This is a genomic window from Streptomyces sp. VNUA24, from assembly GCF_029167005.1.
Classification (GTDB): Bacteria; Actinomycetota; Actinomycetes; order Streptomycetales; family Streptomycetaceae; genus Streptomyces; species Streptomyces scabiei.
The window spans coordinates 3,875,546-3,895,930 of sequence record NZ_CP119143.1 but is presented as its reverse complement, the minus strand read 5'-3'; the positions used below and the strand labels follow the sequence as shown (position 1 = coordinate 3,895,930).

Below are 20,385 nucleotides of genomic sequence, written 5' to 3'. Positions count from 1 at the left end.
GCCTCTGGCATATGTCATCCGAAAGTCCCGGAATGGTTGGTTCCGGGGGTTGTATTCCTGTGGAACGGCCCCGAAAGGGGCCCGGGACGGCCATGATGGAGGGCATGGCGGGGCTGGAGGGTATCGAACAGCCGCGGCGGCACGGGAGTGCGACCGCGGCGCGTTGGTCACCTGCGATCGAGGACGAACGGGCGCAGAAGGCACTGGAGTTGTTCGGCAACCCGACCGAGGCGGAGGTCCCGCTGCCGTCCCGTCCCGAGTCCGCCGCCACGGCCCGGCGGCTCGCCCAGGTCGTCGTGCTCCGCCAGTGGCGGCTGTCGCCGAAGATGACCGAGGACGCGGTCCTGCTCGTCTCCGAACTCGTCGGCAACGCCGTACGGCACACCGGCGCCCGTGTCTTCGGACTCCGCATGCGCCGCCGCCCCGGCTGGATCCGGATCGAGGTCCGCGACCCCTCGCGCGGACTGCCCTGTCTGATGCCGGTGCAGGAGCTGGACACCAGCGGGCGCGGCCTGTTCCTGGTGGACAAGCTCGCCGACCGCTGGGGGGTCGACCTGCTGCCGCGGGGCAAGACGACCTGGTTCGAGATGCGGGTCGCCGACCGCTGACACCTGTCGCCGGCCGGTGACGGGGCCCGACGGCCGTCGCCACGCGCACCTCCGTCGATCGGGCCAATCGCCGGAATTCATGGTGAAACTCCCTATAAAGGTCGCGTGACCACGCCCCGCAGCTCCCTCATGCAGCGCACCCTCGTGCAGCGCGCCCTTCTCGCGGCCACCGTGCTCGCCGCCGTCGCCGCGTGCGGCGCCGGGGCCGGGGCCGGGACCACGGAGCACGAGCAGCGGATCCGGGCCGACCGGGCCGCCGCCGAGGCCGAGGCCGCCGAGCGGAAGAAGAGACAGCGGACGGCCGTGCGGGGTCTGCACGGCATGCCGCCCCTGCTGGACCCCGAGGACGTCTACGCCGCCGACCGCCCGGGCCGGCTCTCCCCGGTCGTCAAGGACTTCCCGTCCCGGGTGTACGTCCCCAACAGCGAGTCCGACACCGTCTCCGTGATCGACCCGGAGACGTACGAGGTCGTCGAGACGATCCCGGTGGGCCGCCAGCCCCAGCACGTGGTGCCCTCCTGGGACCTGAAGACCCTGTGGGTCAACAACAACCGGGGCCACACCCTCACCCCCATCGACCCGGCGACGGGGAAGGCGGGCGAGCCGGTCGAGGTGCACGACCCCTACAACCTGTACTTCACCCCGAACGGCGAGTACGCCGTCGTCATGGCCTCGCTCGACCGCGAACTCGTCTTCCGCGACCCGCACACCATGAAGCGGGTCAAGACCGAACCGGTGAGCTGCTACGGCGTCAACCACGCCGACTTCTCCGCCGACGGCACGTACTTCATCGTCTCGTGCGAGTTCAGCGGCGAACTGCTCAAGGTCGACACCGCGAGGATGAAGGTGATCGGACAGCGCAAACTGCCGTTCGAGGGGGCCATGCCGCAGGACGTGAAGATCTCCCCGGACGGCGAGCGGTTCTACATCGCCGACATGATGGCCGACGGCATGTGGGTCCTCGACGGCGACACCTTCGACGAACCGAAGCTGCTGCCCACCGGCAAGGGCACCCACGGGCTGTACGTCGGCCGCGACTCCCGCGAGATGTACGTCTCCAACCGGGGCGAGGGCACGGTCTCCGTCTTCGACTTCAGCGAGAACAGGCTCACGAGGAAATGGCACCTGCCCGACGGAGGCAGCCCCGACATGGGCGGCGTCTCCGCCGACGGCAAGGTCCTGTGGCTCTCTGGCCGCTACGACGCCGAGGTGTACGCCCTCGACACCCGCACCGGGAAGCAGCTCGCCCGCATCCTCGTCGGCAGCGGCCCGCACGGCCTCGCGGTGTACCCGCAGCCGGGCCGCTACTCCCTCGGACACACGGGCATCTTCCGGTGACCCCGGACAACCGGGCGGACTGACACGCCTCCGTACGAGTGACGGTCCCCGGCCCGGTGCCCTACAGCCGAGATCGTGCTGAGCATGATCACTTCTCGTGCGCGGCGCCGGGCCGCCGCCGTCGTCCTGTCCCTCTCCGCCGTCCTCGCGACCTCCGCCGCGACCGCTCCGGCCCAGACCCCCACCGCGACGCCCGCCCAGGCCGCCGCCCCCGCCTGTCCCCGGTTCGACGACCCCGTGCACGCCGCCGCCGACCCCCGCGTGGACGTCGAGCGCATCACCCCCGACCCGGTCTGGCGCACGACCTGCGGCACGCTGTACCGCAGCGACAGCCGGGGCCCGGCGGTCGTCTTCGAGCAGGGCTTCCTCCCCCGGGACGTCATCGACGGGCAGTACGACATCGAGAGCTACGTCCTGGTCAACCAGCCCTCGCCGTACGTCTCCACGACCTACGACCACGACCTGTACAAGACCTGGTACAAGTCCGGCTACAACTACTACATCGACGCGCCCGGCGGGGTGGACGTCAACAAGACCATCGGTGATCAGCACAAGTGGGCCGACCAGGTCGAGGTCGCCTTCCCCGGCGGCATCAGGACGGAGTTCGTCATCGGTGTCTGCCCGGTCGACAAGAAGACCAGGACGGAGAAGATGAGCGAGTGCGTGAGCAATCCGCACTACGAGCCCTGGCACTGACGCCCGACGCGCTCACCGGGCCGTGAGCAGGATCTCCGAGCCCACCGGCCGGTAGCCCGCCGACTGGAACGCCCGCACACTGCGGGCGTTCCCCGGCGCGACCTGCGCCCACAGCGGCTCGTCGGCGAGATGCCGTGCGGCGGTCACCAGCGCCCGGCCCAGCCCTCGGTGCCGGGCGTCCTCGTCCACCTCCACCGACACCTCCAGCCGGCCGGCGATCCCGCGGCCCGTCGTCAGCACACCGCCGTCCGCCGTGAAGACCCGGACACCGTCCCGGCGCCGCCGCGCGTACGCGACGCGGGGGTGGCCGGGGTCCTCGATCTCCTCCAGCGCCAGCGGCGGCCGGCCCGGCAGGGGCGAGGCGACCAGCATCGCGTCGACGGTCTCGCACACGCGGCCCGTCCGCGCCATGAGGGCCGCCAGGAACCCCGGGTTCATGCTCGCGGACAGCGGATCGCACTCCGCGGCCGCCAGCGTCTCGTACACCCACCGGGGGTCCTCGTCCGTGAAGACGACGGAGTGGGCCGTGAAGCACAGCACACCCGCGTCGCGGTGCGCGTGCTGGGCGACGACGGTCGTCCGGCCGTCCGCAGGCGGGAAGACTCCCCCGGCAGCCGCGTCCACCACGTCCCGCAAGCTCGCCATCGCCGCCGTGCTCCTTGAGTCTCCACCCGCTGGAAGGCCCACACTCGCAGACATGACCGAGAACGGCACCGGCCTTTTCACCATCGGGCAGCTCGCCCGCCGCTCCGGCCTGTCCGTCCGTACGATCCGCTACTGGTCGGACGAGGGCGTCCTGCACCCGGTCACCCGCAGCGCGGGAGGGTACCGGCTGTACGACGCCGCGTCCGTGGCCCGGCTCGAACTCGTCCGCACGCTGCGGGAGCTGGGCCTCGGCCTGGACGATGTACGGCGGGTGCTCACGGGCGAGGCGACCGTCGCGGAGGTGGCGGCCACGCATGTGGTCGCGCTGGACGCGCAGATCAGGGCCCTGAAGATGACCCGGGCGGTGCTGTCGACCGTGGCGCGGCGCGGCTCGACCGCGGAGGAGATGACCCTGATGAACAGACTGGCCCGGCTGTCCGCCGCCGAACGCGGGCGGATCATCGACGACTTCATGGAGGAGACCTTCGGCGGACTCGACACCGCCGACCCCGACATCCGTACGCGGCTGCGGTTCAGCCTTGCCGACCTGCCGGAGGATCCGACGCCCGAGCAGGTCGACGCCTGGGTGGAGCTGGCCGAGATGCTGCGGGATCCGGGGTTCCGGGCGCGGATGCGGCAGACGGTCGTGTTCAACGCGGCCGACCGGGGGCCGGAGGTGCCGCCCGGCACCTCCCTGTGGTTCATGAGCCGCCTGGTGCAGCTCGCGGGGGAGGCGCTGCGTGACGGCGTCGCCCCCGCCTCGCCCGCCGCCGACGAGGTGCTGGCCGGGCTCGTCGGCGACACCGACCGGGCCGGACTGCTGGCGCGGATCACGTCGGCCGCCCATGCCGACCTGGCCCGGTTCCGGGAGCTGGCGGCGCTGGTACGGGGCGTCGAGCCGCTGTCGGCGCACACGGAGGAGTTCGCGTGGGTGGTCGCCGCACTCCGGGCTCGTACGGCCGGTTAATCTGACCTGCGTCAGTAGGACCGTAGGCAGGACTGTCCGGAACGGGCAGGGCACCAAGAAGGGGCGGATCGGTGGCGGACATCGAGGCAGCGCGCAAGGAGTTCCAGCGGATCGACGCGGACGGGGACGGGTTCATCACCGCCGCCGAGTTCAAGACCGCCCTGGCCCAGGAGGGCGACTGGAACGTCACCGAGTCCGTGGCGGAGGTCATCATCCGCACCCGTGACCTCAACGGCGACAAGCTCCTGTCGTTCGACGAGTTCTGGGCCCACCTGGACAAGTGAGACCAGGGGCAGAGGGGCGCCTTCCGTCGTGCACGACGGGGGCGCCCTTCGTCGTGAGGGGACCGGAATAGCTCGGGGCACTCCGGGGTTGTCGCGTACTGCATGCGCGTGCATGTATATGTGGGACTCCCCGGGACCACTCGGATCTCCCGACCCCCGGAACACCCCGAACACGAAGGGCGGCCTGACATGAAGATCGGCATCATCGGCGCGGGCAACATCGGCGGCAACCTCACCCGGCGGCTCACCGCCCTCGGCCACGAGGTCTCCGTCGCCAACTCCCGCGGCCCGCAGACCCTCACCGCACTGGCCGAGGAGACGGGCGCGACCGCGGTCCCGGTGGGGGAAGCGGCCCACGGCGCCGAGATCGTGGTGGTCACGATCCCGCTGAAGGCGGTGCCCGATCTGCCCGCCGGCCTCCTCGACGGCGCGGCGGACGGCGTCGCCGTCGTCGACACCGGCAACTACTATCCCCGGCAGCGCGACGGCAGGATCGCCGCGATCGAGGACGACGGCCTCACCGAGAGCCGCTGGACCGAACAGCACATCGGCCACCCCGTGATCAAGGCATTCAACGGCACCTACGCCCAGGACATCCTCGACCGCCCCCGCCCCGCCGGTGACCCCGACCGCATCGCCCTCCCCGTCGCCGGCGACGACGGGGCGGCCAAGGCGAAGGTCCGCGCCCTCATCGACGAACTCGGCTTCGACACCGTCGACGCCGGCGGCCTCGACGACTCCTGGCGCCAGCAGCCCGACACCCCCGTCTACGGCCTCCGGGGCGACACCGAGGCCGTCACCAAGGCACTGGCCGAGGCGTCACCGGAACGCAAGCCGGAGTTCCGGGGCTGATCCCGGCGACCTGCCGCGCCCGCGACGCTCAGCCGCCGGCCCACTCGCGCAGCGCGGCCTTGCTCGGGAAGTCGGCCACGTTCTTGTCGACCGGGTGGTCCGTGTACTGGTGGAAGCGCCACCGGGCCTTGACGCGCGGTCTGCCGGCGGTGACGTAGTCGGCGATCCAGAGGCCGTCGCCGGCGTAGGACGTCGTGTCGACGGTCAGCCAGTAGTCGCGATTGCAGTAGAGGACCACCCGGTGCTCCGGGCGGAGTTCCTTCACCTTCCGAAGGAAGCGGTCCTTCTCGGCGTTGCTCGCGCGAGTACCCTCGCCCGTCGTCTCCCAGTCGACGGCGAGGATGTCGCCCGTCCGCTCCGGGGCCCTGCCGACGAAGTACTCGGCCTGGGCAGTCAGGTTGCCCGGCCACAGGAAGTGGTAGAAGCCGACGACCAGGCCCGCCTCGCGAGCGGTTCTGGTCTGGGCGGCGAGTCTGGGGTTGGTGTAGGTGCGTCCCTCGGTGGCCTTGACGAAGACGAAGGACAGGCCGGTGGTGTCGTACTCGGAGGGCTGGTGGGAGCTGACGTCGATACCGCGCAGCATGAGGTCTCCGGAGGTGGGGGGGCCGGGCCGGTGACCGGCCTGTGGGGGGCCGGTCACCGAACCAGGCTCGCAGATCCGGAGCGGCGTCGTCCGCCTTTCCCGGAACCAGCCCCCGGCGCTCTGTCCCGGCCCCCGTGGGTGCCCTTCCCGCGCTAGCTGTTGCTGTTCGAGCGGCCGAAGAACTCGATCTCCGCGATGGCCACCTGCTTCTTGTCGTCCGCGCCGTAGGAGGAGCGGATGGTGAAGCGGACGGACTTGGCGTCCCCGACGCGGAACTTGCGGCTCTGGCCGCCGGCGGCCTGGTCCAGGGTGAGCATCCTGGTGGACTTGGAGCCGTCGGCGGCGGTGACGGTCGCCTCGATGCGGTGCGGGCGGGCCGACTCCGAGCGCTGGTCCGCCTGCTTGGAGACGCCCGGTGTGATGACCACGTCCAGCAGCCGGATCGGCTCCTCGAAGTGGGCCTCCAGCCATTCGCCCTCGCCGGACTGCGTGACACCCGGACCCCACCACGTGTTGCTGTACGTGTCGAAGGCCAGGTCCGGCTTGTGGCCGGGGAAGGAGCGGGACGCCTTGAAGCTGTCCGGGACGACCGACGCGCGCTTGGCGAAGTGGTCGCGGGCCGCCTGGTAGCCGTCGTCCGCCTTGAAGACGAGGGTGACGACCAGGGTGAGGACGACGGCGGCGACCACCCAGGTGAGGATCGCGCCGAAGCCCCGCCGCAGCCGTGGGCGGTCGCCCGCCCACGGGGTCTGCGTGTCGCGGCCGATCAGCAGCCTGCGCCACCACGGCAGCCGTCCCGGTGTCTCCGCACGGCCGGCCATCGGCATCGCGCAGCGGGCGCAGAAGTGACGGTCCGGCCGGGTGGGGGTCCCGCACCACGGGCAGGGCACACCGCCGTCCGTGCCGAACTCCGGGCCGGGGGTGCGCACCTGGGGCCGCTGCACGTCCGGGCGGCCCGGCAGCACGGGCGCGACGGCCGGCTCCGCCGGGGCACGGGGTTCGGGGTCGGCGACCGGGACGAGCAGGGACCTGGCCCGGTCGGCGTCGGAGGGCGAGGGCGCGGCGGGTGTCGGGAGGGGGGTGGTGGGGGCCTCGTCGTCGTCCCGGGGGCGGGGCGCGGGGGCCGGCTCGGGGGAGGCCGCCGGGGACGGGGTCCGGGGCTCGGCCGGGGGAGCCGTAGCCGCCGTAGGAGTCGCCCCCGCTGCCGCCGTCGTCGTCACGCCGGCGGCGGCGGGTTCGGCGGCGGGGGGTGCGTCCGTGCGGACCGCCGGGGCGGTCTCGGGGGCGCGGGCGGGGGCCGCCACCGTGCCCGGCCGGCCGGTGTCCTGGGCGCCGTCGTGGCCGGTACGGGCCGTACCGGTGCCCGCGCCCGGGAGCGCGAAGGCGTCCCAGCCGGGCTCGCCGGCGGCCGCCGGACGACCGGTGGGCGCGCCCGCGGGGGCGGCGGCCGGGGCCGGGTCGTCCGTGCGGTCGGCGGCCGCCGGGGCCTCGCCCGTGGTCGCGCGGGCCGGGGTTCCGGTCCAGCCGAGCACCGCGCCGCAGGCGTCGCAGAAGGACTGGCCGGGCTCCCCGCGGGTTCCGCACTCGGCGCAGCTCCGGGCCTGGCCGGTGCCGGGGGTCGGGCTGGTCATCTCTCGGGGATCCTTTCGGCGGCGGTCACCTGGACCGTGTAGGGCATGTGGGCGGGACGGGCGGCGGCGACGAGGCTGTCCAGCCGGTGCTCGTCCGCGGAGGTGGGGTCGGGCAGGCGCAGGGTCACGTGCAGACGCGGGCGGGCCTCGCCGGGGACCGGGCCGAGGGGGCGGGCGTCCCAGGAGGCGGCGCCGCTCTCGGTGATCTCCGGGACCACGCCGAACACCAGCCGCACCGCCTCGGACAGACCGCGCCGGGTCCCGCGGACGCGGTGCAGATACGCGGCGGCGGCGACCGCGGCGCGCAGCCGGTCCTCCGGTTCCGTGCCGTCGGTCTCGGCGCCCACCCAGCCGGCGAGCCACTGGGTGAAGTCCACCGGGGCCAGGGACGGCGTGAAGTAGGAGTCCAGGCAGTCGAGGACGGACAGGATCGGGGCGATGACGTCGTCCAGACCGCCGACGAAACGCTGCGCGAGGTCGTCGTCGGCGAACACGGCGGGGAGCATCGCGCCGATGGGGTGCGAGGAGCCCAGACCGTCGATGGAGCCTCTCACCTGCGCCCACCTCCCCCGCCCGGGAACCCGGCGCTCACTGCTTGTCCCCGATCACGCGGACCCGGTGGTCGAAGGAGAACACCAGCGACGGGGCCGAGAGGTCGATACGGTCGGTGGCCTCGCCCCGCTTGCCGGTCAGCGGGTCGGCCGGGTGCAGCTGGACGTCGTCGACGAGTTCCACGCCGGGCACCCGCTGGAGGACGGCGAAGACCTCGCCGGACTGGACGGGGCGCCCGAAGGGCCAGCCGCGGCCGTCGGCGCCGCCGGTCAGCGGGTCGAGGTGGCGGTAGAGCGCGTCGTGCGCCTGACGGCGGACGCGGTCGGTGTCCACGCCCCGGAAGGCGTGCAGCGTCGCGACGACCGTGACGCCCTGGTAGAACGGCGGGCCGACGGCCAGCCGCGTGCCGATCAGCCGGCGTTCGTCCAGGTGGCGGGTGATACGGCGCAACAGGGCGTCGCCGGGCACCAGTTGCTCGAAGCGCAGCCGGCCGCCCGGGTCCGGCACCGCCTGGGGGACCACCAGCACCCGGACCGCGTACGCCCCGTGCTCGCCCTCCTCGCCCTCCAGACAGGTGATGCGGGCGGTCTCGGGGGCCGCGCGGCGGGCCAGTTCCTCGTAGTCGCGCAGGGTCACCGCGCGTTCCTGGGCGCGCAGGGTGATCGGCGCCCGGACCTTCGCCTCCTCCACGGTCTCCGCGTCCACACCACCGCGCGCCGCCTCCCGGTTGACGACCTCGGAGACGTACGGGACGGAGGTGCGCAGCACCCGGATGGCGCCCCGGGCCACGTTCCCGGCCCGGCCGCCGCCGGTGCGGTAACGCACGGCCCGGATGACGGCGCCCTTGGGCGCGACGGCCCCGTACGCGCGCAGGGTGCCGTCGGGCTCCCGTACGGCCGGGCCGAAGGCGATCTCCCCGGTGGCGCAGTCCAGGGTGATGTGACGGTCGTGGGGGGTGGACGCGGCGAAGGACGGGACCACGTCCCAGTCGGTCCAGCCGTCGTGCTCGGCGGTCTGCAGCAGCACGGGCGGGCTGTCGCCCACCACCGGGAAGTGGGCGAGGCGCAGCCGCTGGCCGGGCAGGCCGGTGGACTCGCCGAGCGCCTCGTCGTACACGGTCTCGGCGTGCACGGCGGTCGTGGTGCCGCCGATGGTGAAGGCCTCGGCGGCGCGGACGGTCGGCGAGGTGGTGTAGAAGGGCTGGCCGGGCAGCGGTTCGGTGACCCGGCAGCGCAGCCAGCCGGCCTCCTGTCCGCCGGTGCGGGACAGGGTGTGCCCGCCGGGCATGTGCAGCACCACCTCGCCCGGCCGGTTCAGGCCGCCCGTGCCGTCGCGGTCGACCTCGCACGCGATCCAGCCGTCCTCGGTCCACGCCTCCCAGACCAGCGGCGGCTGCCGCGGGTCCACGCCGACGCCGTCGACCACGCTGTCCAGTTCCAGCACGACCGCGCAGTGCGGCACGGCGGCGGTCAGCCCGAACAGCATGCAGTCGCCGGGTCGCGGGGACTCGGCGAAGCACATCAGGTCCTTGCCCTCGGCGAGGTCGGCCGTCCGGTCGGCGACCGGCTCACCGGGCCGCTGGGTGACCAGGTACCGCAACGCGCAGGGCACGACGGACAGTTCACGCTCGGTGGCGAAGACGACCGCCTCCTCCCGCTCGGTGCGCAGGGTGGCGACCTCGGTGCCCACCGGCAGCGGCACCGGCTCCTCCTGCGGAGCCGACAGCCAGAACGTCACGTCCGTACGCGCGGCCGACGGCGGGAACAGCGTGATGCCCACCAGGTCCAGGAAGGCCAGATGGTTCTTCTCCGGCACCCGGTTGAGCCGGTAGACGATCTGGTCGGCCATGTGGGCGACCGTCTCCACCAGGGTGACCCCGGGGTCGGAGACGTTGTGGTCGGTCCACTCCGGCGCCCGCTGCTGGATGTAACGCTTGGCGTCGTCGACGAACTGCTGGAAGCGGCGGTCGTCGAGGTTCGGGGAGGGCAGGGCCATCAGCGGTCGCTTTCGGGACGGTCGGAGCCTTCGTCAGCGAGGTCCGGCTCGTCGTGGGAGGGGATGACGTAGAACGGGAAGACCAGGCTGCGCGGGTTGTTGGTGCCGCGGATCGCGTAGCGGACGTCGATGAACAGGACGCCCTGGTCGGGGCCCGCCGTCACCTCGACGTCGGTCACCTCGATCCGCGGCTCCCAGCGGTCGAGGCTCGCGTACACCTCGTGCTGGATCCGGCCGGCGGTGGCCTCGTTGACCGGCGCGAACACCAGGTCGTGGATGGCGCAGCCGAACTCGGGGCGCATCGGCCGCTCACCCGGCGCGGTGGCGAGGACCAGCCGGATGGCCTCCTCGACCTCGCGTTCCCCGCTGACCAGGGCGATGCCCCCGGTGGGCCCGATGCGCAGCGGGAACGCCCAGCCGGATCCGACGAACTGCTCGGCCATCAGCGGGCCACCCCTCTCTTGGGACGTAGGACTTCTCGGCGGACGTGCGGATCTGCGGACGCGCGGACGTTCGGACGCGCGGACGCGCGGGCTCCCGGCGTCACGGGATCGGGTACGGGCGTCACGGGATCGGGTACGGCTTCTTGTTGACCAGCACGATGCCCGTGATGTCGATGTTGGCCGCCCGCAGCGCCGCCTGGCCGACGGCGCTGATCTGCACGGTTCCGGCCGCGCTGATCGTCGCGGCCCCGGCCGCGCTCAGGGTGAGGGCGCCCACGGCGTTCACGTTGACCGCGCCGCCGAGCGACCGCAGGCCGACGAGGCCCTGGCCCTGGAGGTTGAGGGGGCCGCCGCTGCGGATCGTCACCGACCGCCGCGCGCTCAGCGTCAGATCGGTCCCGGCCTTCACCGACACCGAGGTGCCGCCGGTGATGGAGACGGCACCCTTGCTGTCCACGGTGATCTCGGTCTTCGTCCGGTCGAGGTTGATGATCAGCCGGTCGTTGCCGGTGGCGAGCCGCACGCCCTGCTTGCGCAGGCCGGTCTGCTGGCTGAGCAGGTCCACCCGGTTGCCCTCCCGGTCGGACAGGGTGTGCCGGATCGCCTTCTTCTTGACCGGGTCGTGCAGCCACACGTCCTTCACCGGGGTCGGCTTGTCCACGCCGTTGTAGAGGCCGCCGATGACGAACGGGTGGTCGAGCGCGCCCCGGTCGAAGGCGACCAGCACCTCGTCGCCGACGTCCAGCGGGAAGATCCCGCCGCCGGCCTTGCCGCCCAGCTGCACGGTCCGCGTCCAGTCACTGACGTACGCGTCGTCCAGCCACGGGAACTGCAGCTTCACCCTGCCCTGCTTCAGCGGATCCTGTACGTCGGTGACCAGGGCGTTGGCGACACTGGGCAGCCGCGGGGCCGCCGTACCGCCGCCCGAGGTCAGCCCGAACAGCGAGCGCCACTGCCGGCCGCTGACGGTCACCCAGGTCTCGTAGTGGCTGCCGTCGCCGAAGGTGTGCCGCACGGAGGTGCAGGTGTACTTGCCCTCGAACGGGGCGCCCACGTCGGAGAGCGTGATCGGCACACCGGGGCGCAGCAGCGGATTGCCGCGCACCATGATCTCCAGCTCGGCGAAGGCGGAGGTGATGTCGTCGGCGAGGGAACCGGCGGCGTGCGTGACCTCGCTCTGCAGGTCGTACGGGGTGTCCGTCTCCACCAGTCTGGCGGCCCTGAACGGGTTCGCCGCCTTCTGGGGGGTGGTGCCGATGGCGATACCGGGGTTGGCGTCCGCCTTCGTCGTCGCGGTGAGCTTCTTCTTCGTGGTGACGTTCCAGCCGCGGGCCTCGACCTTGTCGACCTGGTCGGCGGCGGTGACGGCGGCCCGGCAGCGCAGGATGTCCACCCCGGCCTTCAGCTCGTAGGGGCTCTTCTGCCCGGGAGGGCTGGGCGCGGCCGCGCCGGACGCCGGCTTCGGCTTCACGAACTGGAACTTCCCCTTGGCGTCGAGCGACATCACCATCTCGTTCTCGTCGGCGAGCCGCGCCAGGAAGTCCCAGTCCGTCACGTTGGACTGGCTGATGAAGTCGTAGACGGTCTTGGTGGACTGCACCTCACCGACCGGCACGCCGTTCGTCGCGGCCAGCTTGCGGGCGATGTCGGCGGCCGTCTGGTTGCGGTACGCCGCCACCCGGCGCACCCGCATCAGCCGGTGGCCGGCGTCGTAGCCGCGGACGACGGTGAAGGTGCCGGTGCCGTCGTAGTCGGTCTCCATCCCGGTGACCTCGCCGGTGAACACCGGGTTCCCCGCGCCCTGCCCGCCTGCCACGGGCGAGATGACCACCAGTGAGCCGAACCTGATGTTCAGTTTGCCCAGCACCAGCCCGTGCGGGTCCCGGAAGGTGAGCCGGAAGGCGCCGGGCACCCCGGCCCCGAGGTCGACCCAGCCGCCGACCAGCAGATCGGCGTAGTCGGTGGGCAGCTCCCTGCCGTCGATCGTGACCCTGATGATGTTGGAGAAGGACGGCTTGACCATCAGAGGGCCACCTCCCCGGCCGCCGGGAGGACCAGTTCGGTGCCGGTGGGCAGATACGTGGGGTCGTCGATGCCGTTGGCCTCCGCGATGGCCCGCCAGGCGGAGGCGTTGCCGTACTCCCGCCACGCCAGCGACTGCAGCGAGTCGCCCGCCACGACCCGGTGCACGCTCCGCGCGGTGAGCGCGCCCGAGGTCGGGTTCTGCCCCTCGGTCCGGCTGGGGATCTCGTGCAGCGTCATCCGGCAGGCGGCCCGGATCGGCACACCGGTCGTCCCGAACAGGGAGTACGTGACGTCGACGGAGCTGACGTACGCGGTGAAACGCGCCGTCGAGAACGACCCCCACTGGAAGACCACCCAGGGCGGCGACGGCTGCTTCGCGGCGAGGCTCTTCGCCGTCACCTCGCAGCAGGACAGCAGCGATTCCACCTTCTTCAGCACCGTGGTGCCGCTCGGCTTGTCGGAGGAGTCGAGGAAGATCTCGACGTTCATCTCCCGGGGGTCGGGCCCCATGAACTCCGGCAGCGCGCCGTCGCGCACCGCCGCGCTCGTCGTCCGCTTCCACTGGGCGCCCTGCCGCAGGGTCAGTTCGGACGGGTTGAACTCAAACTCGAACTCTTTCTTCACCCCTCCGGGGGTGGTGCTGGTGCCTACCGGGGGTTCGTGGATGGCCAGGGTGGCGCGCACGAGGCTCTTGCCCGCGCCGCCGCCCTTGCTGCCCTTCGCCATGATCTGTCCCGCCCCTCAGTCCGTGAACCCGTGGTGCGCGATCTCCAGCACCTCGGTCGCCACGCTCGGATTGGACGGGTCCAGGGACGGCCCCTGCCAGCTCACCGGCAGGACGTCGATCAGCCCCCAGTGCGCGACCTCCGAGCCGTCCGCGCGCAGCGCCGCGATCTGCGCCGTCGGCCGCTTCACACCCGTCGCGACGGACGAGATCCAGGCCGCGACCTTGGCCGTGTCGGGGGTCAGCGGCCTCGTCAGCCGGATGTTGGAGAAGGTCACCCGCGACGGGAACTGCCAGACGAACCCGTTGTTGCCGCCCTCCTGGCGCTGCTCGATCTCCACGGTCGAGGACAGCCCTTCGCACCCGTTGAAGTAACCGAGGCTCTCGCCGTCGATCGTCAGCGTGAAGAAGATGGTGGAGCCCGGGTCGAGATCGCGGGACATCGGAGAAGGGCCTTTCTGGTGGTGCGGGGCGGCGCCGGTGCGGGTGCCCGGGGGTCAGTGGCGGGGGTCGCGGAGTCGGCCGATGCGTTCGCGGTCGAGGCGGAGTTCGGTGCGGACGAGGCGGGTGATGCGGCCGATGAGCTTGTGCGTCAGCTCGTCGAGCTGGAAGTCGGTGAGCGTGCGGGGGTCGAACGGCGCGTCGGGGGGTGTGGTGGAGGTGCGGCCGGTCTTGGCCGGGGTGGTGGACGAGGCGGCTGCGGAGGCTGTGGACGTTGCGGACGTTGCGGATGCTGTGACGGGTGAGACGGCTGAGGTCGTGGTGGCGGGGGTGGGGCGGAGGGGGATCTCCGGGGCCCGCTGGACCTGCGTGAGTGCGGGTGCGGGTGCGGGTGTGGCTGGGGGCGCGGGCGCGGGTGGGGGCGTGGGTGCGACGGCGCGTACGCGGGGGACGACGGGCGGGGTGGTGGGCTGGGCCGGCCGGGCGGCGGGCCGGGGCTTCGCGGGCTGGTTGGCCGTGAGGCGTTGTACGGCGGGGGCGGCGGCCGGGGCCGTGCGGTGGTCGTGCGCGGGGGCGGGGCGGCGGAGGGGGACGGCGGGGCGGGCGGCCTGACGCTGGAGCACGGGGGGTGCCGTGGCCGTGGGCAGGGCCGAGGTGAGGGCGCGGGTGGGCGTGAGGGGGCGCACGGGGGCGGATGCGGGCGTTGCAGCGGGCGCGGGCGCTGGAGTACCGGGCCGTTCCAGGGGATGCCGGGTGGGGACGGCGGGCGACTGCGGGGCGGGGGCGGGGGCGGCCGGTCGCACGCCGGGTCGCGCCTCGCCGGGGCGCTGTCCCTGGCCGGTGGACTTCAGGGGGGCGGCCGGGGGGTGGTTCGCCTGCGGCTGCCGTGCCGCTGTCGCCCGCTGCAGGGGAGGAGGCGAGCCGTGGCCGCCCGCGGCGGGGGAGGGCTTGCGGGGGGAGAGGGGCTGGGCGTCCTGGGGCGGGGTGGTGAGGGGGGCGCCCAGGAGGGGGCGTTGACGGGGGGTGGGTGCGGGGGAGGGTGAGGGTGCGGGAGCCGTCTGGACGGACGGGGCCGGCACGGGGCCGGAGGTGGGGGCGCCGAGCCCTACGCGCCTGGCTCCGCGGGCGGGGGAGACGGTGGGTGCGATGCCGCCACCGCCGGCCGCTCTTTGGACGTGGGTGCCGGAGGGTGCGCCGAGGGTGAGGGGCGGGACCGAGGCGTCGGTGGGTGCGGGTGCGGGTGCGGGTGCGGGGGCGGCCGTACGGCTGGGGCTGGGCGCCGGGGTGGCCGCGCTCCCGGGCGTGGGGCGGTGGTCCGGTGTCGTACCGGACGACTTGGCCGGTGCGCTGCCGAGATCCGCCCTGGGCTGCGGGGCACTGTTCGCGGTCGCGCCCGCGATGGCGCGCGGGGCGGTCGGCGCCGTGGCCGGGGCGGTCTCCGCCGCGAGGGGCTGCGGAGCCTTCGCCCGCTGGACGGTGGCTTCGACCGGGCCGGGGGCGGCGGTGGCGCTCTGCGGGGCGGGGCCGCCGGCCACCGGCATGCCCGAGTCCGCCGCCGTACGACCTGTACGGGCGCCGCGCTGGACGGCGGCCTCTGCCGGTCCGGGGGTGGCAGGGGTGTGCTGGGTGGTGGGGACAGCTCTGTCGATGCCGCTCGCTGTCGTGGCGGGGGTCGTGCCGGGGGAGTTCGCCGCCGTACGGACGGGGTGGTGTGCCGCCCGCTGGACGGTGACGTCAGGCGGTCCGGGGGTGGCGGGGTGGCTCTGGTGATTGGGGCGGTCGCTGTCGGGGTGTGTCGGTGTCGCCTGGGCTGCTGCCGGTGTCGCCGGGGTTGCCGAGGCGGCGGGATTCGTTGCCGTACGGGCCGCGTCGGGTGCCGTCCGCTGGACGGTGACCTCGGCCGGTCCTGAGGCGGCCGGGGTGCGGTGAGCACCGGTTGCCTTCGGAGCGGCTGTAGTGGGGCCGGTCGTCGTCGGCGTCCGGCGTGAGGGGGACGGTGTCGGCCGGGTGGTGCCCTCGGTGTGTCCGGGCGTGGCGGCGGCGCTCCGCGAGCCGGGGCTCGGCGCGGAGGGGCCAGGACTCGCCGCCGTACGGGCCGCGTCGGGCGCCGCCCGCTGGACGGTGACCTCGGCGGGGCTGGAGGTGGTGGGGGTGCTCTGGGGGTTGGGGTGGGGCCCGCCGGGGCGTATAGGCGCCGCCGAGGGGACGGGGTTCGCTGCCGTACGGGCGGAGTCAGGCGCCGTCCGCTGGACGCTGACCCCGGCCGGTCCGGAGGCGGCAGGCGTGCCCGGACGGGTGCTTGCGCCAGCGGCGGCTGCCGTGGGGCCGATGGCCGTCGGCGCAGACCCCGGCGTGGCGTCACCCGACACCGAACGCTGCACCGCGACCCGGCCGGAGGCCGCCCGGGGCCCGGACGGCGCGGCACCGGGGCTCGTGGGGCGGGACGGGGCCACGTGGACACCCGCGCGGCCGGACGGATCGCCACCGGCGACCGCGCCCTTCGACGGAGTCCCACCGAGGATGGCGGGCCCGGACGGAGTCCCACCGACGGCGGCGGGCCCGGACGGTGCTCCACCCTCGACCGTGTGGCTCGGCGGTGTTTCCGCCACGACCGTGTGGCTCGGCGGTGCTCCACCCTCGACCGAGTGGACCGACGGTGTATCCGCCACGACCGTGTGGGCCGGCGGTGCCTCCCCCATGGCCGCGTGGCCGGGCGAGGCGGCACTCCCAGGCGTACGGCCGGACGCGGAGCCGCCGGACACCGTCGGGCGGCCCCCCGGCGTCGCGTCCACCGCTGCCGTACGGCCCTCGGGCGACGGGGCCGGGGCGCTGCCCGTCGCCGTCGGTCCGAGCGAAGCGTCGCCCGGGGTCCCGCCCGCCATCGCCGCACCCTCGGAGCCCGTGCTTCGAGGCGGCGCCTGGGACGGCCGTGCCGCGGGCAGGGTGCGGCGCTGGACGGCCGGGAGCGCGGCGTTGGTCAACGGGGCCGGGCGGGAGGTCCGGGGCGGTGGTACGGGGGTCACCCGGGGGCCGGCCGGGCGGGACGGCGTGACCTCGTACGGCGCACGCTGCACCGGGCGTGCGTCGCCGGGCGCGTCGGCGCGGGGTACCGGTTCCTCGCTCGCCACCGGCAGGGTCCGCGAGGGCAGTTCGAGACCGGCGACCGGTGTGGCCGAGGTGGTGAGCACGTTCCTGACCAGCCCGCCCGGCGCTCCGGGCAGCACGGCGTGGGTCAGGGTTCCGGTGAAGGAAGGGTTCTGCCAGGTGCTCAACCGTCCACTGAACCCGGTGTCCGCGACGGTGGCCCGCCCCTCGGCGGTCCGCCGCATCGGAGCGAGTCCTTCCCAGCCACGCCCCGGGGCGCCCCGGCCCCCCGGAGCCGCGGGCACGGCAGGCGCCGAGGCCGGGCCGTCGCCCGCACCGGAAGCCGGTCGCGGAGCACCCTCCGCCACCGCACGCCCGGCAGCGGACGTCACCTCGCCGCCCGAGCGGACCTCGCCCGCGCGGACCCCGCCCGAACGAACCCCGCCGGAGCCGACCGCGTCAGCCCCGGCCCCCCGTCCCGTGCCACCCCGTAGCCGATCCAGGAACCCCACGTGTCAGCCCTCCGCCCCGCCCCGTGTCACGAGGGACGCGATCTGTTCGGTGTAGCGGCGGCGGTCATGGTGTTCGAGGTCGAGGATCTCCTCGAAGCCCCAGTGGAAGTGGTAGGCGACGTACGCGATCTCCTCGTGCAGCCGGTCGGTCGCGTACGTCACGATTCCCCCAGGCGGCTCCCGCCGAGTTCGACCTCGAAGGGCTCGGAGCAGTGGGGGCACTCCACGGCCGCGCGGGTGTGACCCTCGGCGTTGACCTGCCGGTAGAAGTCCTGCAGGAACGCGAGGTCGGACGCGAACATGTTCTCCACGATCCCGTCGTGGACCATCGGCAGATTGCCGAGCCGGGTGATGACCCGGCCCAGCAGCACGACCGACAGATACGCCGGGTTCTCCTGGACGCGGACGTCCCGCAGCGGGATCAGCTCGTCCCGGGCCGTGGCGAGACGCATCACGCCCTCCCGGTGCACGTTCCCCGCCTCGTCGACGTATCCGCGCGGCAGCTCGAACGGGAACTCCGTCCGCAGCCGCTGCGCCACCGGCGCGACGGCCGGCGCGGCGGCGGGAGGGGCGGCGGTGGTGGGGAAGGGGGACGCGACCGAAGCCGCCTCGCCCCCGGCACCCGCCACCGCTCCCGGACCGGCGACCACACCGGCGCCCGGCGCCGGCCCCGCTCCGGGTACGTCCACGATCGAGCCGGCGCCCGCGCCCGCCCTGCCAGCCGTGCGCCGCATTACTCGATGACCAGTTCTTCGAAGACGATGGTCACGGTCTCGGTGAGCGCGGACGCCTCGCCGGCCTTCAGGGTGCTCGCGTCGATCTTGCTGCACCAGGCGTTGCGCATGTTGTACCGCTTCACCGGGTTGTTCTGATAATCCATCATGATGATCGACGCGTTCTTGCGCGCCGAGCTCATCTGGCCGTTGATGGAATCGTTGATCCACGTGTTGAACGCGGCCGACTGGGTCATACCGCGGACCACGGTGCACTGCCCGTTCTTCTGCACACCGGGCAGCAGGTTGACCTCGGGCCGGCCCTGCGCGGAGTTCTGCTGGTACGTGATGACGTCCTGTTCGAGGGTGAGGCCGCTGACCTCCGCGAGGTACTCGACCATCACCCCGTCGATCTGCAGGCCGAAATTGTGTGAGGTAAGGGCGTCACCCGGCGCGAGACTCATCTGTTCTGTGTCCTTCTAGGGGAGCGGGCAGGGGCTGGGGCGTGGGAAAGGGCTGGTGCGCGAACGCTGGTGGGCGCGGGCCGTCGACGGCCTACTCCTCCAGCTCCCCGCTGCCGCTGGAGAACTGCGCCAGCCGGAAGATCACGAACTCGGCGGGCTTGACCGGCGCGATGCCGATCTCGCAGATGACCCGGCCGAGGTCGACCGACTCCGGCGGGTTGGTCTCCTCGTCGCACTTGACGTAGTACGCGTCCTCGGGCCGCTGGCCGAAGAGGGCGCCCTGACGCCATTCGTTGACCAGGAACGCGGAGACGTTGCGCCGGATCCGGGCCCAGAGCGCGTGGTCGTTCGGCTCGAACACCACCCACTGGGTGCCGATCAGGATCGACTCCTCCAGGTAGTTGAAGTACCGGCGGATGTTGAGGTAGCGCCAGGCCGGGTCGGAGGACATGGTGCGTGCGCCCCAGACGCGGATGCCGCGGCCGGGGAAGGCGCGGATGCAGTTGACGCCGATGGGGTTGAGCAGGTCCTGCTCACCACGGGTGATCTGGAGTTCGAGATCCACCGCGCCGCGGACGACCTCGTTGGCGGGAGCCTTGTGGACACCGCGCTCGAAGTCGTTGCGGGCCCAGACACCGGCGACGTGACCGCTCGGCGGGATGACCCGGGACTGGCCGCTGGCCGGGTCGAAGACCTTGATCCAGGGGTAGTACAGGGCCGCGTACTTGGAGTCGTACCCGGCGGTCTCCTGGCGCCAGACGCGGATCTGACGGGCGTTGAGGCCGGGCGGCGGGTCGATGACGGCGACCCGGTCGCCCATCAGCTCGCAGTGCGCGATCAGACCGAGCTGGACCGCCTTGACGGCCTCCAGGTCGATCGCGCCGCGCTGGTAGGCGGCCATCAGGTCGGGCACGGCGACCATGGAGATCTCGTCCACGGCCTCCAGTCCGCCGAAGCCGGTGCGGTCGGACGAGTCGCCGAGGTACTGGGCCGGGCCGGGGTGGCCCTCGTCCGCCGCGGCCGGGGCGACGGGCGCGGGGGCGGCCGGGGCCGCCAGCGCCACGGTCTGGTTGTCGGGGCGCGCGAGCTGCGCGGCCGGTGCCGTCTCCTGGACCGTGATGAGCTTGGAGCGCTCCTTGACCTGCGTGACGACGTAGTTGCGGCCGCCCTTCTTGGCGGTCACGTCGAAGGTCTCGACCGGCTTGTCACCGTCCTTGACGATCAGCCGGAACCGCTCGGCCGGACCCTCGCCCTCGGGGTCGGCGACCTCGACGCTCAGCGAACCGCCCGCGATGGCGGTCACACTGAAGGTGCCCAGCTGCTTCGGCTCGCCCGGCGGCAGCGCGGCCGGCGCGGCGGTACCCGTCACCGCGGCCGGACCGGCGGCGGACGCGGCGCCCTGCTCGGTGCCCCCGACCCGGACGACGTACGCGGCGCTGCCGCCGTTGTTGAAGAACCCGTACACCGAGTGCGCGAGGTAGTAGCCGTCGGTGAACTCGCCGAAGGCGGCGACGTACTGGGACCAGTTGGTCACCAGCGTCGGCTCGTTCAGCGGACCGGTCGGGGCCAGACCGACGAAGGCGGCGACCGAGGTGCCCACACCCTCGATGGGACGCGAGCCGCTGGCCACCTCCTCGACGTAGACGCCCGGCGACAGGTAGGACGGCATGCTCTGCTCTCCTTGGGGTACGAGACAGGTCGCCTCTCACCCTCACGCGCGAAGCGCGTCCGTCGAAACGTCCTCCGGTACCTGATCGGGGGCACGCCCGTTGCCCCGAGGGGCAGTCGGGCCGGCCGGCGCGGCCGCCCCGCGGGCCGCACCCTCGCA

20 protein-coding genes are annotated in these 20,385 nt (G+C 73.3%); 6 read left to right on the top strand and 14 right to left on the bottom strand.

Annotated elements, in window-relative coordinates:
• The first annotated feature begins 104 nt into the window (after positions 1-104).
• The 3 genes from PYR72_RS16235 to PYR72_RS16225 all read left to right on the top strand — a co-directional run bounded on the left by PYR72_RS16235 (position 105) and on the right by PYR72_RS16225 (position 2,642).
• The gene (locus tag PYR72_RS16235) at positions 105-608 is read left to right on the top strand and encodes an ATP-binding protein (protein WP_275456007.1); all 504 of its coding nucleotides are present in this window, start codon (positions 105-107) and stop codon (positions 606-608) included.
• Between the two features lie 129 nt (positions 609-737).
• A complete protein-coding gene (locus tag PYR72_RS16230; protein ID WP_275460426.1) occupies positions 738-1,946 on the top strand; it encodes a YncE family protein in 1,209 nt (402 codons plus the stop codon).
• Between the two features lie 75 nt (positions 1,947-2,021).
• Positions 2,022-2,642 carry a DNA-targeting ADP-ribosyltransferase toxin scabin gene (locus PYR72_RS16225; RefSeq protein WP_275456006.1) on the top strand — a complete coding sequence of 207 codons (621 nt, stop codon included), beginning with the start codon at positions 2,022-2,024 and terminating at the stop codon, positions 2,640-2,642.
• A gap of 12 nt (positions 2,643-2,654) precedes the next feature.
• On the opposite strand, the gene PYR72_RS16220 is transcribed toward PYR72_RS16225, so the two are convergent.
• Positions 2,655-3,287, bottom strand: a complete 633-nt coding sequence (locus PYR72_RS16220) for a GNAT family N-acetyltransferase (RefSeq protein ID WP_275456005.1) — start codon at positions 3,285-3,287, stop codon at positions 2,655-2,657.
• Positions 3,288-3,339: 52 nt separating this feature from the next.
• Here PYR72_RS16220 and PYR72_RS16215 point away from each other — a divergent pair, with 52 nt between their 5' ends.
• From PYR72_RS16215 to PYR72_RS16205, 3 genes are all read left to right on the top strand, one after another.
• Positions 3,340-4,254 carry a MerR family transcriptional regulator gene (locus tag PYR72_RS16215; RefSeq protein WP_275456004.1) on the top strand — a complete coding sequence of 305 codons (915 nt, stop codon included), beginning with the start codon at positions 3,340-3,342 and terminating at the stop codon, positions 4,252-4,254.
• Between the two features lie 71 nt (positions 4,255-4,325).
• A complete protein-coding gene (locus PYR72_RS16210; protein ID WP_013000557.1) occupies positions 4,326-4,538 on the top strand; it encodes an EF-hand domain-containing protein in 213 nt (70 codons plus the stop codon).
• Positions 4,539-4,727: 189 nt separating this feature from the next.
• Positions 4,728-5,390, top strand: a complete 663-nt coding sequence (locus PYR72_RS16205) for an NAD(P)-binding domain-containing protein (protein ID WP_275456003.1) — start codon at positions 4,728-4,730, stop codon at positions 5,388-5,390.
• Positions 5,391-5,418: 28 nt separating this feature from the next.
• Here the strand turns inward: PYR72_RS16205 and PYR72_RS16200 are convergent, their stop codons facing one another.
• The 13 genes from PYR72_RS16200 to PYR72_RS16140 form a co-directional block, all read right to left on the bottom strand.
• Positions 5,419-5,973: a glycoside hydrolase family 25 protein gene (locus tag PYR72_RS16200; protein WP_275460425.1), complete on the bottom strand. Its 555-nt coding sequence runs from the start codon at positions 5,971-5,973 to the stop codon at positions 5,419-5,421.
• Between the two features lie 152 nt (positions 5,974-6,125).
• Positions 6,126-7,604 carry a zinc ribbon domain-containing protein gene (locus tag PYR72_RS16195; RefSeq protein ID WP_275456002.1) on the bottom strand — a complete coding sequence of 493 codons (1,479 nt, stop codon included), beginning with the start codon at positions 7,602-7,604 and terminating at the stop codon, positions 6,126-6,128.
• Positions 7,601-8,158 (bottom strand): phage tail protein, encoded by a 558-nt coding sequence (locus PYR72_RS16190; protein WP_275456001.1) that lies wholly within the window; start codon positions 8,156-8,158, stop codon positions 7,601-7,603. Before PYR72_RS16190 ends, PYR72_RS16195 begins: the two co-directional genes overlap by 4 nt.
• 34 nt (positions 8,159-8,192) lie before the next feature.
• Positions 8,193-10,151, bottom strand: coding sequence for a putative baseplate assembly protein (locus PYR72_RS16185; protein WP_275456000.1), 1,959 nt, complete (start codon positions 10,149-10,151; stop codon positions 8,193-8,195).
• Positions 10,151-10,594 (bottom strand): GPW/gp25 family protein, encoded by a 444-nt coding sequence (locus PYR72_RS16180; protein ID WP_275455999.1) that lies wholly within the window; start codon positions 10,592-10,594, stop codon positions 10,151-10,153. The genes PYR72_RS16185 and PYR72_RS16180 overlap by 1 nt, the downstream gene beginning before the upstream one ends.
• Positions 10,595-10,715: 121 nt before the next feature.
• A complete protein-coding gene (locus PYR72_RS16175) occupies positions 10,716-12,617 on the bottom strand; it encodes a VgrG-related protein (protein WP_275455998.1) in 1,902 nt (633 codons plus the stop codon).
• Positions 12,617-13,345, bottom strand: coding sequence for a LysM peptidoglycan-binding domain-containing protein (locus tag PYR72_RS16170; RefSeq protein ID WP_275455997.1), 729 nt, complete (start codon positions 13,343-13,345; stop codon positions 12,617-12,619). The genes PYR72_RS16175 and PYR72_RS16170 overlap by 1 nt, the downstream gene beginning before the upstream one ends.
• Positions 13,346-13,360: 15 nt before the next feature.
• Entirely contained in the window at positions 13,361-13,786 is a 426-nt protein-coding gene (locus PYR72_RS16165; protein WP_013000548.1) for a phage tail protein, read from the bottom strand.
• Positions 13,787-13,840: 54 nt separating this feature from the next.
• Positions 13,841-17,113 (bottom strand): hypothetical protein, encoded by a 3,273-nt coding sequence (locus tag PYR72_RS16160; protein WP_275455996.1) that lies wholly within the window; start codon positions 17,111-17,113, stop codon positions 13,841-13,843.
• Between the two features lie 270 nt (positions 17,114-17,383).
• A complete protein-coding gene (locus tag PYR72_RS16155) occupies positions 17,384-17,542 on the bottom strand; it encodes a DUF6760 family protein (protein ID WP_013000546.1) in 159 nt (52 codons plus the stop codon).
• Positions 17,539-18,114: a hypothetical protein gene (locus tag PYR72_RS16150; protein WP_275455995.1), complete on the bottom strand. Its 576-nt coding sequence runs from the start codon at positions 18,112-18,114 to the stop codon at positions 17,539-17,541. Before PYR72_RS16150 ends, PYR72_RS16155 begins: the two co-directional genes overlap by 4 nt.
• On the bottom strand, positions 18,114-18,557 hold the full coding sequence (locus PYR72_RS16145; RefSeq protein WP_005480063.1) for a phage tail protein: 444 nt from the start codon (positions 18,555-18,557) through the stop codon (positions 18,114-18,116). Before PYR72_RS16145 ends, PYR72_RS16150 begins: the two co-directional genes overlap by 1 nt.
• Before the next feature lie 91 nt (positions 18,558-18,648).
• Positions 18,649-20,226 (bottom strand): phage tail sheath subtilisin-like domain-containing protein, encoded by a 1,578-nt coding sequence (locus tag PYR72_RS16140; RefSeq protein ID WP_275455994.1) that lies wholly within the window; start codon positions 20,224-20,226, stop codon positions 18,649-18,651.
• Positions 20,227-20,385 lie beyond the last annotated feature (159 nt).

What these genes read in the sequence shown, in the direction of transcription:
- PYR72_RS16180 (WP_275455999.1), bottom strand. Translation starts at nt 10,594, where the DNA reads ATGGCCGAGCAGTTCGTCGGATCCGGCTGGGCGTTCCCGCTGCGCATC.
- PYR72_RS16140 (WP_275455994.1), bottom strand. Translation starts at nt 20,226, where the DNA reads ATGCCGTCCTACCTGTCGCCGGGCGTCTACGTCGAGGAGGTGGCCAGC.
- PYR72_RS16150 (WP_275455995.1), bottom strand. Translation starts at nt 18,114, where the DNA reads ATGCGGCGCACGGCTGGCAGGGCGGGCGCGGGCGCCGGCTCGATCGTG.
- PYR72_RS16215 (WP_275456004.1), top strand. Translation starts at nt 3,340, where the DNA reads ATGACCGAGAACGGCACCGGCCTTTTCACCATCGGGCAGCTCGCCCGC.
- PYR72_RS16175 (WP_275455998.1), bottom strand. Translation starts at nt 12,617, where the DNA reads ATGGTCAAGCCGTCCTTCTCCAACATCATCAGGGTCACGATCGACGGC.
- PYR72_RS16235 (WP_275456007.1), top strand. Translation starts at nt 105, where the DNA reads ATGGCGGGGCTGGAGGGTATCGAACAGCCGCGGCGGCACGGGAGTGCG.
- PYR72_RS16170 (WP_275455997.1), bottom strand. Translation starts at nt 13,345, where the DNA reads ATGGCGAAGGGCAGCAAGGGCGGCGGCGCGGGCAAGAGCCTCGTGCGC.
- PYR72_RS16165 (WP_013000548.1), bottom strand. Translation starts at nt 13,786, where the DNA reads ATGTCCCGCGATCTCGACCCGGGCTCCACCATCTTCTTCACGCTGACG.
- PYR72_RS16145 (WP_005480063.1), bottom strand. Translation starts at nt 18,557, where the DNA reads ATGAGTCTCGCGCCGGGTGACGCCCTTACCTCACACAATTTCGGCCTG.
- PYR72_RS16185 (WP_275456000.1), bottom strand. Translation starts at nt 10,151, where the DNA reads ATGGCCCTGCCCTCCCCGAACCTCGACGACCGCCGCTTCCAGCAGTTC.
- PYR72_RS16230 (WP_275460426.1), top strand. Translation starts at nt 738, where the DNA reads ATGCAGCGCACCCTCGTGCAGCGCGCCCTTCTCGCGGCCACCGTGCTC.
- PYR72_RS16220 (WP_275456005.1), bottom strand. Translation starts at nt 3,287, where the DNA reads ATGGCGAGCTTGCGGGACGTGGTGGACGCGGCTGCCGGGGGAGTCTTC.
- PYR72_RS16200 (WP_275460425.1), bottom strand. Translation starts at nt 5,973, where the DNA reads ATGCTGCGCGGTATCGACGTCAGCTCCCACCAGCCCTCCGAGTACGAC.
- PYR72_RS16160 (WP_275455996.1), bottom strand. Translation starts at nt 17,113, where the DNA reads ATGCGGCGGACCGCCGAGGGGCGGGCCACCGTCGCGGACACCGGGTTC.
- PYR72_RS16205 (WP_275456003.1), top strand. Translation starts at nt 4,728, where the DNA reads ATGAAGATCGGCATCATCGGCGCGGGCAACATCGGCGGCAACCTCACC.
- PYR72_RS16195 (WP_275456002.1), bottom strand. Translation starts at nt 7,604, where the DNA reads ATGACCAGCCCGACCCCCGGCACCGGCCAGGCCCGGAGCTGCGCCGAG.